Below are 13,154 nucleotides of genomic sequence, written 5' to 3' on the forward strand. Positions count from 1 at the left end.
TCAGACGTCGCGCTTGGCCAGTACCGCGTAGGCGCCGCCCAGGGCGATCGCCGTGATGATCGCCAGCAGCCCGAGGCCGGGCCAGCCGGTACTGGTGCCGCCGTCCATCGGGATCCGGTACATGGACGCGAGCCCGTTGAGCGCCGAGTACTTGATCAGGAAGTCGCGCAGCGAGTGCATGCTCTCGGCGAACATGAAGAGCGCGAGGATCAGCGGCAGCAGCACCACGCCCATCATGGCCGTGATCGCGCCCGCCGAGTGCCGCAGCAGGGTGCCGATCGCCAGCGAGAGCAGACCGAGCAGCGCCACGAACAGACCGGCGCCGACGGTGGCGCCCAGCCACTGGCCGCCGTGGGCGACGACCTTGCCGGCCTCGATCGAATCCCGCATCACCGAGTCCTCGTAGGCGGAGGACGGGACCTTCTGGTCCGACAGGGCCGCGGAGTTGATGAGCGCGGTGATCCCGCAGGCCGCAGTCGTCGTCACGAACGACAGGCCGAAGAAGACGATCGCCTTGGCCGTGAGCACCCGGGACCGGCTCGGGCAGGCGGTGAACGTCGTACGGATCATGCCGGTGCTGTACTCGGAGGTCACCACCAGGACGCCGAGGGTGATCACCGCGAGCTGGCCGAGCATCAGCCCGAACAGGCCGCCGCTGAGCAGCGGCGCCCCGACGTAGTCGCTGTGGGTCATCGCCAGGGTCACCAGCATGCCGATGCCGATGACGACGGCGAGCATCACGCTGAGCGTCCACACCGTGGAGCGCACCGTGCGGATCTTCGTCCACTCGGACTTCAGCGCGTGCGCGAGCGTGGTGTTCTGCACCGGGATCGGCGACGTGTACTGCTGGGCGTACGCGTAGGGAGCGCCGGGGGCGGGGACGGGGGCGGTCATCGGGCGTCCTCGCTGTCGGACTTGTTGAGGCTGGGAGCGGTGGGCGGCACCACGGGGGGCGCGGCGGGAGCGGCGGGAGCGGCCGGGGGAGCCGGCGCGGCCGGGGCGGCAGGCGCGACCGGCGGCTGCGCGGGCACGGCGGTGGTCGCCGCGTACGGCTGCGGCGGCGGTCCCGCCGGCTGCTGCCCGTACGGCTGCGCGTAGGGCTGGGCGGGCTGCGCCGACGGCTGGGTGTAGAGCTGCTGCTGGGCCTGCTGCGTGGGCGGATGACCCCAGCCGGCGGGCGCCTGCTGCTGGTAACCGGCCGGCGGGTAGCCGCCCTGCGGGTACTGCCCCTGCGGCGGGTAACCGGCCTGCTGGTACCCCTGCTGCGGGTGCGGGGCGGGCTGCTGCAGCCCCTGGCGCAGGTCCTCCGTGGAGCGGTAGTCCACCGCGCCGCTGGTCATCCGCATGTACGCCTCTTCCAGCGAGGCCTGGTGCGGCGACAGTTCCCAGAGGCGTACGTCGATCTCGTGCGCGAGGTCGCTGATCCGCGGCAGCTCCAGGCCGGTGACGCGCAGGGCGCCGTCCTGCTCGGGCTGCACGAGGCCGCCGGCCTCGCTGAGTGCCTTCGACAGCTTCTCGCGCATCCCGGCGTCGTCAGGGGTGCGGACCGTGGCGTGCGCGGTCGAGTTGCGGGCGATGAAGTCCTTGACGCTCATGTCGGCGAGCAGCTGCCCGCGGCCGATCACGATCAAGTGGTCGGCGGTCAGCGCCATCTCGCTCATCAGGTGGCTCGACACGAAGACAGTGCGGCCCTCGGCGGCGAGCTTCCGCATGAGGTTGCGGACCCAGAGGATGCCCTCGGGGTCCAGGCCGTTCACCGGTTCGTCGAAGAGCAGCACCTCGGGGTCGCCGAGCAGGGCGCCCGCTATGCCGAGCCGCTGGCCCATGCCGAGCGAGAAGCCCTTGGAGCGGCGCGACGCGACGTCCTGCAGCCCCACGACGCCCAGCACTTCGTCCACCCGGCGGGCCGGGATGCCGGACAGCTGCGCCAGGCACAGCAGGTGCTGGCGCGCGCTGCGGCCGCCGTGCACCTTGGCGTCGAGGAGCGCACCGACCCTGCGGGGGGCGTTGGTCAGCTGCCGGTACGGCTGGCCGCCGATGGTGACACGGCCGGCCGACGGGTCGTCCAGGCCCAGGATCATCCGCATGGTGGTGGACTTGCCCGAACCGTTCGGTCCGAGGAAGCCGGTCACGGCGCCCGATCGGACCTGGAACGACAGGTTGTACACAGCCGTCTTGGCGCCATAGCGCTTGGTGAGGCCCGTTGCCTCGATCATGCTTGCCCCTCGCCTTCAACCGGGGCACGTGCCCCCGTGAGGTTTAGGAGGCTACAGGGGCCCGAACGGTTCCAGCAGGGGTGTACTTCCGGTACCCGTGCCGGTACCGCTCACGCGTCACGGTTCTTGAGAATCAGATATCCGCCGAGCAGCGCGGCCACCACCCATGCCGCCATGATCGCGAATCCGGCCCAGGGGCCGTACGGCGCGGCGTTGTCGCCCACCTGCACCACGGTGGTGATCTGGCGGCCTGCCTGGTCGGGGAAGTACTTCGCCACCGTCTTCACCTTCGGCACCGCCGACAGGATCGGCGAGACGAGGAAGAAGAACGGCATCAGGATGCCCAGCCCGAGCATCGGGCTGCGCAGCATCGTGGCGACGCCCACGCAGAACAGCACCAGGAGCGTCATGTAGAGGCCGGTGCCGATCACCGCGCGCAGGACGCCGGGGTCGCCGATCGACGCTTTGTGGCTGCCGAGCAGCGACTGGCCGAGGAAGAACGAGATGAAACTGGTGGCCATGCCGACCACCAGGGCGAGCGCTCCGGCGACGGCGACCTTGGAGAAGTAGAACGAGGCACGCTGCGGGACCGCCGCGAGCGAGGTACGGATCATGCCCGAGCTGTACTCGCTCGCGATCACCAGGACACCGAAGACGACCAGTGCGAGCTGGCCGAGCAGAATCCCGGCGAAGCTGGTGCCCGTGGGGTCGAAGGTGAGCTTCTCCTCTGCGGAGAAGGTCTTGAACTGGCTGTTCACCACTGCGCAGATGATCGCGCTGAAGGCGACGGTGACGAGGAACGCCAGCGCCAGCGTCCACACCGTGGACCGTACCGTCCTGATCTTGGTCCATTCCGACTGCAGGACCGCGCCGGGAGCCGCCATGGTCAGGACTCCTTTCCGGTGCTGGGGGTGCTGTCCTTGCCGCCGGACCAGCCGGCGCCCCACTGCGGGGCGGCGCCGTCCGTGACGGGTACCGCACCGGCCGGGTCGCCGGCGAGGTGCCCGCCCGCGTGGTATTCCACCGAGTCGGCGGTGAGCTGCATGAACGCTTCCTCCAGTGAGGCCCGCTGCGGGCTCAGCTCGTGCAGGGTCAGCTGGTGCTTCGCGGCCAGCTCGCCGATCCGCGCGGGATCGCCGCCCTCGATCTCGAAGGAGCCGTCGCCGGTGACCACCGGGGTGATCTGCGCGGCGGCCAGCGCGTCCCGCAGCCGTTCCGGATCAGGGGTCCTGACCCGGACGTACGAGCGGGAGTTCATCGCGATGAAGTCGGCCATCGAGGTGTCCGCGAGCAGCCGGCCCTGGCCGATGACGACCAGGTGCTCGGCGGTCAGCGCCATCTCGCTCATCAGGTGGCTGGAGACGAAGACCGTACGCCCCTGGGCGGCCAGATCCTTCATCAGATTGCGGATCCAGTGGATGCCCTCGGGGTCGAGCCCGTTGACCGGCTCGTCGAACATCAGGATCTCGGGGTCACCGAGCAGGGCGCCCGCGATGCCGAGCCGCTGGCCCATCCCCAGGGAGAAGCCCTTGGACCGCTTCTGGGCGACCGAGGACAGGCCAACGGTCTCCAGCACCTCGGCGACCCGGGTGGCCGGAATGCGGTTGGACTGCGCGAGGCACAGCAGGTGGTTGTACGCGGTGCGGCCGCCGTGGATGGCCTTCGCGTCCAGGAGGGCGCCGATGTACTTGAACGGCTCGTTCAGGTCCCGGTAGTGCTTTCCGTCGATGCGCACATCACCCGCGGTCGGGTTGTCCAGGTCCAGCATCATGCGCATGGTCGTGGACTTGCCCGCGCCGTTCGGCCCGAGGAAGCCGGTCACCACGCCGGGGCGCACGGTGAACGTGAGGTGGTCGACAGCGGTCTTGTCCCCGTACCGCTTGGTGAGCCCCTGCAGTTCAATCATTGTCCCAACGTAATGTCCGCCCGGACGCCCGTCACGCCAAAAACCCCCATCCGAGGAGGACGGGGGCTTCTGGTGATGGGGGATCAGCGGGAGGGGTGTGCCCGCTTTTGTGGTGTTACCTGCTCTGCTGTGCCGGGACGCCGCGGGAGATCGGCTCCTCGTCGGCCGGGCCGGTGGCCGCGGCCACCGCCGCACCGGTGAGGGTGGCCAGCATCTCGCGGACGTTGGTCAGCTGGGCGTTGATGCTGTCGCGGCGGTTGGTCAGCGCCGCCAGCTCGCGCTCGGACTCGCTGCGGATCCGGTCGGCCTTCGCGTTCGCGTCCGCGACGATGTCCTCGGACTGGCGCTGGGCCGTCTCCACCGTCTGGCGGGCGCGGCGCTCGGCGTCGGTACGGAGCTTCTCGGCCTCGAGGCGGAGCTGCTCGGCGCGGTGCTCGATCTCCGCCAGGCGCTTCTCGGCCTTGGCCTGACGCGACGCCAGGTCACGCTCGGACTGCTCGCGGCGCTTGGCCAGGTTCGTCTCGAAGTCGGCTGCGGCCTGGGCGGCCTTGGCACGGGTCTCCTCGAAGAGGGCGTCGGCCTCCTCGCGCTTGGCCTGGGCGTCCTTCTGGGCCTCGCCACGCAGCTGCGTGGAGTCGGACTTCGCCTTGTCGACGATCCGGGCGCCCTCGTCCTCGGCCTTGGACTTGCGGTCCGCGGCGAAGGTCTCGGCGTCGTTGCGCACCTGGTTGGCGGCGGACTCCGCGAGCTCGCGGTGCTGCTCGGCCGCGCGGCGGGCCTCCTCACGAAGGTCCTTCGCCTCCTCCTCGGCGAGGCGGAGGATCTTCTCGACGCGGGCGCCGAGGCCGGCGTACGACGGCTCCGCGTCGTTGACCTGCGCCTGCGCGTTCTGGGTCTCGAGGTGTAGCTCCTCGATGCGCTTCTCCAGCGCGGTGATCCGGGTCAGTGCGCTATCACGGTCGGCGACGAGCTTGGTGATGCGGTCGTCCACCTGACCGCGGTCATATCCGCGCCGAACGAGTTCGAAGCCGAAGGGGGAGGAGGTGTCACTCATGGGGTTCCTGTCAATTCAGACCGGGTGAGGTGATAGAGGGAATCCTAGGGGCCCGGACGGCGTGTCACCGAGCCATTGCCTATTAGGTATGGAGAATGTCCGCTCAATCGAGTGGAGCATCGTCGTTGCGCTTGCCCCCCGAACGGGTGGTTCCGGCCCCCGCACCGGCGGTCACCGCGTTCTTCCCGGCTCCAGGGGTCTCGAATGACTCCAACGCCTCCAGGACGTCCTGGACACGGGAGATCTCGGCATTGATGTCCTGTCGGCGGCGCACCAGGATCTCCAACTCGCGCTTCCCCTCGGTGACCGTACGCTCCGCCTCGGCACGGGCCTCCCCCTTGATCCGCTCGGCATCCCGCTCCGCGTCGGCCTTCTTCTGCTCGGCCTCCTTGAGCAGCCCCTCGGCCTTCTTCACGGCGGCGATCCGTACCTTGCTCGCCTCGGACGAGGCCATGGACTTGAGCTCCTCGGCCTTCGCCTCGGCCTCGGTGAGCTGCTCGGTGGCGGCCGCGACCAGCTTGTCGACCCGCTCGCCGGCTGTCCGCATCTGCTCGGAGGACTCCTTGCGGGCCCGCTCGTGCAGCTCCTCGACCTCGGTCTCGACGCGGTTGCGCAGTTCCTCGGTGCGTTCTCTTATCGACGTGGCGTCCCGGCGCGCCTCGCCGAGCAGGGTGTCCGCGTCCGTACGGGCCCGCTCGACCAGTCCGTTGCACTCCAGCGTCGCCTCGGCGAAGATCCGTTCGGCCTCGGTGCGGGCGGCACCGACCATCGTGTCGGACTGCTCCTCGGCGGCGGCGCCGATCCGAAGCGCCTCGGCCTGCGCCTTGGCGATCAGCTCGTCCGCCTGCTCGGCGGCCTCGCTGCGGCGGCGGTTGGCGTCCTCGCGGGCCTCGTCGCGGATCCGGTCGGCCTCCGCGCGGGTCGCCTCCGACTCGCGCTCGGCGGTGTCCAGGGCGTCCTTGGCCAGGATGCCGAGACGTTCGGCCTCCTCGCGGGCCTTCGTGATCAGCTGGTCGGCCTGGCCGGCAGCGTCGGTACGGCGGCGGTTGGCGTCGTCACGGGACTCCGTGCGCAGCCGCTCGGACTCGTCGATCGCCTCGGAAACGGTGCGTTCCGCCAGCGACTTGGCGGCGTCCGTCTCCTCCTTGGCGTCGCGGCGGACCCGCGCGGCGTCCTCGGCGGCCCGCTCCCGTTCGGAGTTGGCGTCCGCGTGCAGCCGGTCGGCCTCGCCCTGGGCCTCGGTACGCAGCCGGTCGGCGGCGTGCTCGGCGGCGGAGCGCAGTCCGGCGATCTCCTCGGCAGCCTGCTCGTGCAGATGCGCGACGGCGTCACGGACCTGCTGAGCGGTCTGCTCGGCGGCGGCGACCAGTTCGGTGGCACGCGATTCGGCCTCGGCGACCAGCCGGTCGGCCTCGACCCCGGCCTCCTGGACCCGGGTTCGGGCCGACGCGAGCAGCTCCTCGCTCTCGCGGCGGGCCTGGGCCCGCTCCTGATCGGCCTCGCCGCGCGCGGCCGCGAGCAGTTCCTCGGCCTCGCGGCGGCGGCGGGCCGCCTCCTCCTGGGCGGCGGCCAGCGCCTCGCCGGCCTCGGTGCCGGTCCGCTCGGCGGCCGCGGCGGCCTCCGAGCGCAGCCGGTCCGCGGTCTCCTGCGCCTCGGTGCGCAGCTGTTCGGCCTCGGTCGCGGCGTCGGTACGCAGCCGCACCGCGATCGTCTCGGCCTCGGCGCGGGTCTGCGACGCGTCGGCCGCGGCCTCGTCACGCAGCCGTACCGTTTCGGCCTCGGCCTGCTCCTGCAGGACCCGGACCCGCTCCGCTGTCTCGTTCCGCAGCCGTTCCGCCTCGTCGGCGGCCTCGCGGCGCAGCCGTTCGGCCTCGCCACGGGCGTCGCGCAGCGCCTGCTCGGCGGTGGTGACGCGCTGCTCGGCCTCCTCGCGCAGCCGCACCAGGTCCGCCTCGGCGTCGGCACGCAGCCGCAGCGCGGTCTGCTCGGCCTCGCCGCGCTGCCGCAGCGCGTCGGCCTCGGCGTCGTCCTTGACCTGGCCGGCCTGCTGCTCGGCCTCGCCGCGCAGCGCGTCGGCCTCGGCGCGGGCCCGCTCCAGGGCCTCCTCGGCCTTCTTGTTCAGTGCGGAGGCACGCTCGGTGGACTCGGCCCGCATCCGGTCGGACTCGGCGGACGCGCCCTGGCGCATCTCGTCGCCGTCCGCCTTCGCCTTGGCCAGCAGGCCCTCGGCGGTCCTGGCGGCCTCCTCGATCTGCTGGACGGCCTCACGGCGGGCCTCACCGCGGATCCGCTCGCCCTCGGCGACCGCGTCGGCCCGCAGCTGCTCGGCCTCGCCGCGCAGCCTGCGCGCCTCCTCCTGCAGCTCGACGGTCTTGGCCCGGTACTCCTCGGTGTCGTCCTGCGCGGCGCCGCGCAGCTCCTGAGCGGACGCCTCGGCCTGGCCGCGCAGCCGCTCGGCCTCCGCCTCGGCCTCGCCGCGGATGCGCTCGGCCTCCTCGGCGGCCGCCCGGGTGGTGGACTGGGCGTCCTGGGACGCCTTCGTCAGCACCTCCTCGGCGCTCCTGGCCGCCTGGGCCAGCTGCGCCGCGGCGTCCTCGGACGCGGCGGACCGCGCCGTCTCCTGGGCCTCGGCCCTGACCCGCTCGGCCTCGGCGACCGCGTCGGCCCGGACCTGCTCGGCCTCGGCCTTGGCGGCCTCCGACTCCTTGGTCGCCTCCGTCACCATGCGGGCGATCTCGGCGCGGGCGGTACGGGTGCGCTGCTCGTTCTCGGCCTCGGCGGTGGACAGCCGCTTCGAGGCGGCCGTGTTGGCCTCCTCGCGCAGCCGGTCGGCCTCGGCACGGGCCTCGCGCAGCGAATCGTCCGCCTCGCGCATCCGCTCCTGGGCGAGCCGGGTGAGCTCGGTGGCCTCCTGGCGGGCCGCGTCGGACTCGCTGAGGGTGGAGGTGCGCAGCTGCTCGGCCTGGCTGCTGGCTTCCTGCGCCTGGTTGGAGGCCGCGTTCAGCAGCCGTTCCGCATCGGTCCTGGCCCGCCGCAGCAACTGCTCGGCCTCGGACTTCGCGGACTCCGCCTCTGCGGTGAGCCGCTCGCGGGTCTGCTCGGCGATCCGGGTCGCCTCGGCGCGGGCGGCGGCGAGCGCCGCCTCGGACTCGGCGCGGGTCTCGTCCAGCAGCCGGCGGGCCTGGGACTCGCTGCGGGCCCGCAGCTGCTCGGCCCAGGCCACGTTCTCGTTGACGTGGGTCTCGACGGTGGCCCGGCGCTCGCCCAGCTCCTCGTCGAGCTGACGGCGCCGGGCGACGGCCTCGGCATGCCATTCGGCCTCGAAGCGGGACTGGCGCTCGGCCTGTTCCTGCAGCAGGCGCTGGGTGGCGGCGCGCGCCTCGCGCAGCTCGCGCTCCGCGTCGGTGCGCAGCTGGTCCGCCTGGATCTGGGCGTTGCGCAGCAGCTGGTCGGCCTGGTGGCCGATGTTGTCGTAGGCCGGGCGGGCGGCGAGATTGCGGCGTGCCTCGTGAAGTTTGGCGCGCAGAACCTCGACCTGGTAGCCCAGGTCGTCGGCGTGCTCGACGGCCTTACCCCGCTCGGTGCGAAGCCGCTCCATCTCAGCTTCGAACAGCGAGAGGTGATCGTCGGCCTCGTAGCGGTCGTTGCCCCGCACTCCGCGGTCCCATCCGTCCCCTGGCGTTCTCACCCGCCAACCGGGTGAGACTCTCCGGAGCCCTGTTCGCACAGAGCCCTACGGAGAAGTGTGTCTGATCCACGCCGTGGAGCGGGCCGGTACCCCACGCCCACCCGTCGGCTGGGCCACTCTACCGGCCCAAGGGGGGCTGGGGTCAGTGGTCCTTGGCGGCGGTGACCAGCTCGGTGAGGACACCATGGCAGTCCTTGGGGTGCAGGAACGTGATCCGTGACCCCATGGAGCCGATTCGCGGCTCTTCGTAGAGCACCCGGACGCCCTTCCCCGCGATGTCCGCGGCGTCGCCGTCCACGTCCGCGGTGCCGAAGGCGATGTGGTGCACGCCCTCGCCGTTCTTTGCCAGCCATTTGCCGACCGCGGAGTCCTCGCGGGTCGGTTCCAGGAGCTGGAGGTAGGAGGCGCCGCCGTCGGAGGTCTCGTTGATCTTGAGCATGGCCTCCCGTACGCCCTGCTCCTCGTTCACCTCGGAGTGGTGGACCTCGAAGCCGTACGTGGCGCGGTAGAACTCGACGGTGGCGTCGAGATCGAAGCACGCGATACCGATGTGGTCGATGCGAGTCAGCATGGGAACAGTGCACCGCTACCTGACCCGGTAACGCAACGTGCGCGCGATCACACGTTCCGCCCGATGACCGCGCGCTTACCGCTCAGTACATTGACGGTAACCCTCGTTAACTTCTCTCTTCCTCTGCTGAAGGGGCCGCACCATGAGCCAGCCACGTACGTCCGTGATCGTCGCAGGTGCCAGAACTCCCATGGGAAGGCTGCTCGGATCCTTGCGATCCTTTAGCGGCGCCGACCTCGGGGGCGTCGCGATCAAGGCGGCGCTGGACCGCGCGGGGATCGGCGGCGACCAGGTGCAGTACGTCATCATGGGCCAGGTGCTGCAGGCCGGCGCCGGCCAGATCCCGGCCCGCCAGGCCGCCGTCAAGGGCGGCATCCCGATGAACGTCCCGGCCCTGACGATCAACAAGGTCTGCCTGTCCGGCCTCGACGCGATCGCCCTCGCCGACCAGCTGATCCGCGCCGGCGAGTTCGACATCGTCGTCGCCGGCGGCCAGGAGTCGATGACCAACGCCCCGCACCTGCTGCCGAAGTCCCGTGAGGGCTACAAGTACGGCGCGATCGAGATGCTCGACGCGATGGCGTACGACGGCCTCACCGACGCCTTCGAGAACATTCCGATGGGGGAGTCGACCGAGAAGCACAACACCCGCCTCGGCATCGGGCGTGCGGCCCAGGACGAGATCGCGGCCCAGTCCCACCAGCGCGCCGCCGCCGCGCAGAAGAACGGCCTGTTCGAGGCCGAGATCACCCCCGTCGAGATCCCGCAGCGCAAGGGCGAGCCGGTGATCTTCAGCCAGGACGAGGGCATCCGCGCCGAGACCACCACGGAATCGCTCGCCAAGCTCCGCCCCGCCTTCGCCAAGGACGGCACGATCACCGCCGGCACCTCCTCACAGATCTCCGACGGCGCCGCCGCGGTGGTCGTCATGAGCAAGGCGAAGGCCGAGGAGCTGGGCCTGGAGTGGATCGCCGAGATCGGCGCGCACGGCAACGTCGCGGGCCCGGACAACTCGCTGCAGTCCCAGCCCTCCAACGCCATCGCGCACGCGCTGGCCAAGGACGGTCTGACCGTGCAGGATCTGGACCTGATCGAGATCAACGAGGCGTTCGCCGCGGTCGCCGTGCAGTCGATGAAGGACCTCGGCGTGACACCTGAAAAGGTGAACGTCAACGGCGGTGCGATCGCCCTGGGTCACCCGATCGGGATGTCCGGGGCGCGGGTCGTCCTGCACCTCGCGCTGGAGCTCAAGCGGCGCGGCGGCGGAACGGGTGCCGCCGCGCTCTGCGGCGGAGGCGGCCAGGGCGACGCCCTGATCATCCGCGTCCCCGGCAAGTAGTAACGAGAGACGGAGCACTGATGGTGGACGTCGCCACGCTGGTCGAGCAGGCGCGGGAGGGCAGGCCGCGGGCCGTGGCCCGGCTGATCTCGCTGGTGGAGGGGGCGTCCCCGCAGCTCCGGGAGGTGATGGCCGCGCTCGCGCCGCTGTCCGGCGGCGCGTACGTGGTCGGCCTGACGGGCTCGCCGGGCGTGGGCAAGTCCACCTCGACATCCGCGCTGGTCACCGCGTACCGCAAGCGCGGCAAGCGGGTCGGGGTGCTGGCGGTGGACCCGTCCTCGCCGTTCTCCGGCGGCGCGCTGCTCGGTGACCGGGTGCGGATGTCGGAGCACGCCTCCGACCCCGGCGTCTACATCCGCTCGATGGCGACCCGGGGCCACCTCGGGGGCCTCGCCTGGTCGGCGCCGCAGGCGATCCGGGTGCTCGACGCGGCCGGCTGCGAGGTGATCCTCGTCGAGACGGTGGGTGTCGGGCAGTCCGAGGTGGAGATCGCCGCCCAGGCGGACACCTGCGTGGTGCTGCTGGCGCCGGGCATGGGCGACGGGATCCAGGCCGCGAAGGCCGGGATCCTGGAGATCGGCGACGTCTACGTGGTCAACAAGGCCGACCGGGACGGCGCCGACTCCACCGCGCGTGAGCTGAACCACATGCTCGGGCTGGGCGAGTCACGCGGCCCGGGGGACTGGCGGCCGCCGATCGTCAAGACCGTCGCGGCCCGCAGCGAGGGCATCGACGAGGTCGTCGAGGCCCTGGAGAAGCACCGCGCCTGGATGGAAGAGCACGGCGTCCTGGACGCCCGCCGCCGGCGCCGTGCCGCCAACGAGGTGGAGAACATCGCCGTCACCGCCCTGCGCGAGCGAATCGGCGACCTGCACGGCGACCAGCGGCTCGACGCCCTGGCGGAACGGATCATCACGGGCCACCTGGATCCCTACACCGCGGCGGACGAACTGATCGAGAGCGTCACGCAGGCGTAGGCTCCCGCCGCCACCTCAGCGGGGCAGTGACGCGAGAGCCCGGCCCCGCCCGCAAACCCAGCCCGCCTCGGGCAGGAAATCAACTGCGGCCGCGCGCCGAACGCAAGTGCTCCGCGATCGGCAGCAGCGCCTTGTGCAGCGCCGCCAGGTCCGCCGCCGGCAGCAGTCCGATGAAGTTCTCCCGGACCGACGCCACGTGATGCGGCGCGACCTTCCGCATCGTGTCCCAGCCGAGCTCCGTGAGCACGGCGTACAGCCCGCGCCGGTCGGACTCGCAGTTCTCCCGGCGGACCAGGCCGGTGCTCTCCATCCGGGTGACCTGGTGGGAGAGCCGGCTCTTGGACTGGAGAGTGACGCGTGCGAGATCGCTCATCCGCATGCGCCGGTCGTCGGACTCCGAGAGGTTGACCAGGATCTCGTAGTCGTTGTTGGTGAGGCCGAACGGCTGCAGGTCACGCTCCAGCTGGTGCATCAGCAGTCGGCTGACGTCGAGATGTGTGCGCCAGGCGCGCTGCTCGTCCTCGGTGAGCCACTTGGTGCCGTTCTCAGTCTCCATGTGAAGATTCTACATGTAGTTGAAAACCGTACGAACGGCCCCCGTAGTCAACCGGTCACAGCCCGAAGCGCCGCTGCAGATCGCCCAGCTGACCGGGCAGCCGCGGCACCTGTCCCTGCTGGCCGCCCGGCGCCCCCGGCACGCCCGCGCCCGGCACGCCGGGCCCGGCGGAGGCCGGCACGCCGCCGGTCGCCGTCTCCGGCATCAGGACCTCGGTGGACTGCAGCAGCACCTGACCGGCCCCGACGAACTCGAACTGGTGCTCCTCGCCCGACGTCCCGCCGATCCCGGTCAGCGCCCGCAGGCCGCCCAGGACGCCGCGCATGTAGCCGTGGTCGTAGTGGTGGCAGGGGGAGGGGCAGTCCGCCCAGCCGACCAGCGCCTGCGGGTCCACCCGGATCGGCGGCTCCACGAAGTGCACGGCCCCGTTCGAGGCGGCGACGAACTTGCCGGTCCCGATCAGGGTGAGGAAGCCGGGGATGATCGACTGCTTGAGCGCCAGGCCCGGCTGGAAGGCCAGCAGGTTGCCCGACCGGATGGTCAGGTTGCCGTTCTCCAGGTCGAACGAGTTGACGTCGTACGCGCGGTCCGCGAGCAGCAGCTTGCCCTGGCCCTCGGCGACCACCCAGTCCGCGGCGTGCAGCGGCGAGTGGAAGTTGGTGGCGACCAGCCGGTCGAGCCGGCCGTGGCCGATGCCGTGGAAGTCGATCTGCCCGTAATAGGCGATCATCTTCCCCTTCTGCAGGAACCACTGCCCCTTGAGCTCGACGCTGAACGCGTACGGGTTGACGTTGTCGTCCACCGGCAGCGTGTGCGGATCATGAATGACGGGCCCACCGGCCATCGC

11 protein-coding genes are annotated in these 13,154 nt (G+C 71.3%); 2 read left to right on the forward strand and 9 right to left on the reverse strand.

Annotated elements, in window-relative coordinates:
* From C6N31_RS14960 to mce, 7 genes are all read right to left on the reverse strand, one after another.
* A complete protein-coding gene (locus C6N31_RS14960; RefSeq protein WP_138357357.1) occupies positions 1–894 on the reverse strand; it encodes an ABC-2 transporter permease family protein in 894 nt (297 codons plus the stop codon).
* Positions 891–2,216, reverse strand: coding sequence for an ABC transporter ATP-binding protein (locus tag C6N31_RS14965; protein WP_198357679.1), 1,326 nt, complete (start codon positions 2,214–2,216; stop codon positions 891–893). The genes C6N31_RS14960 and C6N31_RS14965 overlap by 4 nt, the downstream gene beginning before the upstream one ends.
* Positions 2,217–2,326: 110 nt before the next feature.
* Entirely contained in the window at positions 2,327–3,100 is a 774-nt protein-coding gene (locus tag C6N31_RS14970) for an ABC transporter permease (protein ID WP_138357151.1), read from the reverse strand.
* A gap of 2 nt (positions 3,101–3,102) precedes the next feature.
* Positions 3,103–4,122, reverse strand: coding sequence for an ABC transporter ATP-binding protein (locus tag C6N31_RS14975; RefSeq protein ID WP_138357150.1), 1,020 nt, complete (start codon positions 4,120–4,122; stop codon positions 3,103–3,105).
* Between the two features lie 115 nt (positions 4,123–4,237).
* Positions 4,238–5,176 carry a coiled-coil domain-containing protein gene (locus C6N31_RS14980; RefSeq protein ID WP_138357149.1) on the reverse strand — a complete coding sequence of 313 codons (939 nt, stop codon included), beginning with the start codon at positions 5,174–5,176 and terminating at the stop codon, positions 4,238–4,240.
* 103 nt (positions 5,177–5,279) lie between these two features.
* A complete protein-coding gene (gene scy / locus C6N31_RS14985) occupies positions 5,280–8,831 on the reverse strand; it encodes a polarized growth protein Scy (RefSeq protein WP_138357148.1) in 3,552 nt (1,183 codons plus the stop codon).
* A 175-nt stretch (positions 8,832–9,006) separates the two neighbouring features.
* Positions 9,007–9,435, reverse strand: a complete 429-nt coding sequence (gene mce, locus C6N31_RS14990; RefSeq protein WP_138357147.1) for a methylmalonyl-CoA epimerase — start codon at positions 9,433–9,435, stop codon at positions 9,007–9,009.
* Positions 9,436–9,598: 163 nt separating this feature from the next.
* Between mce and C6N31_RS14995 the strand changes: the two genes are divergently transcribed.
* Positions 9,599–10,774, forward strand: a complete 1,176-nt coding sequence (locus tag C6N31_RS14995) for an acetyl-CoA C-acetyltransferase (protein WP_198357703.1) — start codon at positions 9,599–9,601, stop codon at positions 10,772–10,774.
* Positions 10,775–10,794: 20 nt separating this feature from the next.
* A complete protein-coding gene (gene meaB, locus C6N31_RS15000) occupies positions 10,795–11,751 on the forward strand; it encodes a methylmalonyl Co-A mutase-associated GTPase MeaB (protein WP_138357146.1) in 957 nt (318 codons plus the stop codon).
* 79 nt (positions 11,752–11,830) lie between these two features.
* Here the strand turns inward: meaB and C6N31_RS15005 are convergent, their stop codons facing one another.
* Complete coding sequence (locus tag C6N31_RS15005; protein WP_138357145.1) at positions 11,831–12,307, reverse strand: MarR family winged helix-turn-helix transcriptional regulator; 477 nt, start codon at positions 12,305–12,307, stop codon at positions 11,831–11,833.
* Positions 12,308–12,362: 55 nt separating this feature from the next.
* The gene (locus tag C6N31_RS15010) at positions 12,363–13,151 is read right to left on the reverse strand and encodes an AIM24 family protein (RefSeq protein ID WP_138357156.1); all 789 of its coding nucleotides are present in this window, start codon (positions 13,149–13,151) and stop codon (positions 12,363–12,365) included.
* Positions 13,152–13,154: the final 3 nt, after the last annotated feature.

Origin of the sequence: Streptomyces fildesensis, from assembly GCF_016107395.1 — a bacterium.
GTDB classification, from domain to species: Bacteria; Actinomycetota; Actinomycetes; order Streptomycetales; family Streptomycetaceae; genus Actinacidiphila; species Actinacidiphila fildesensis.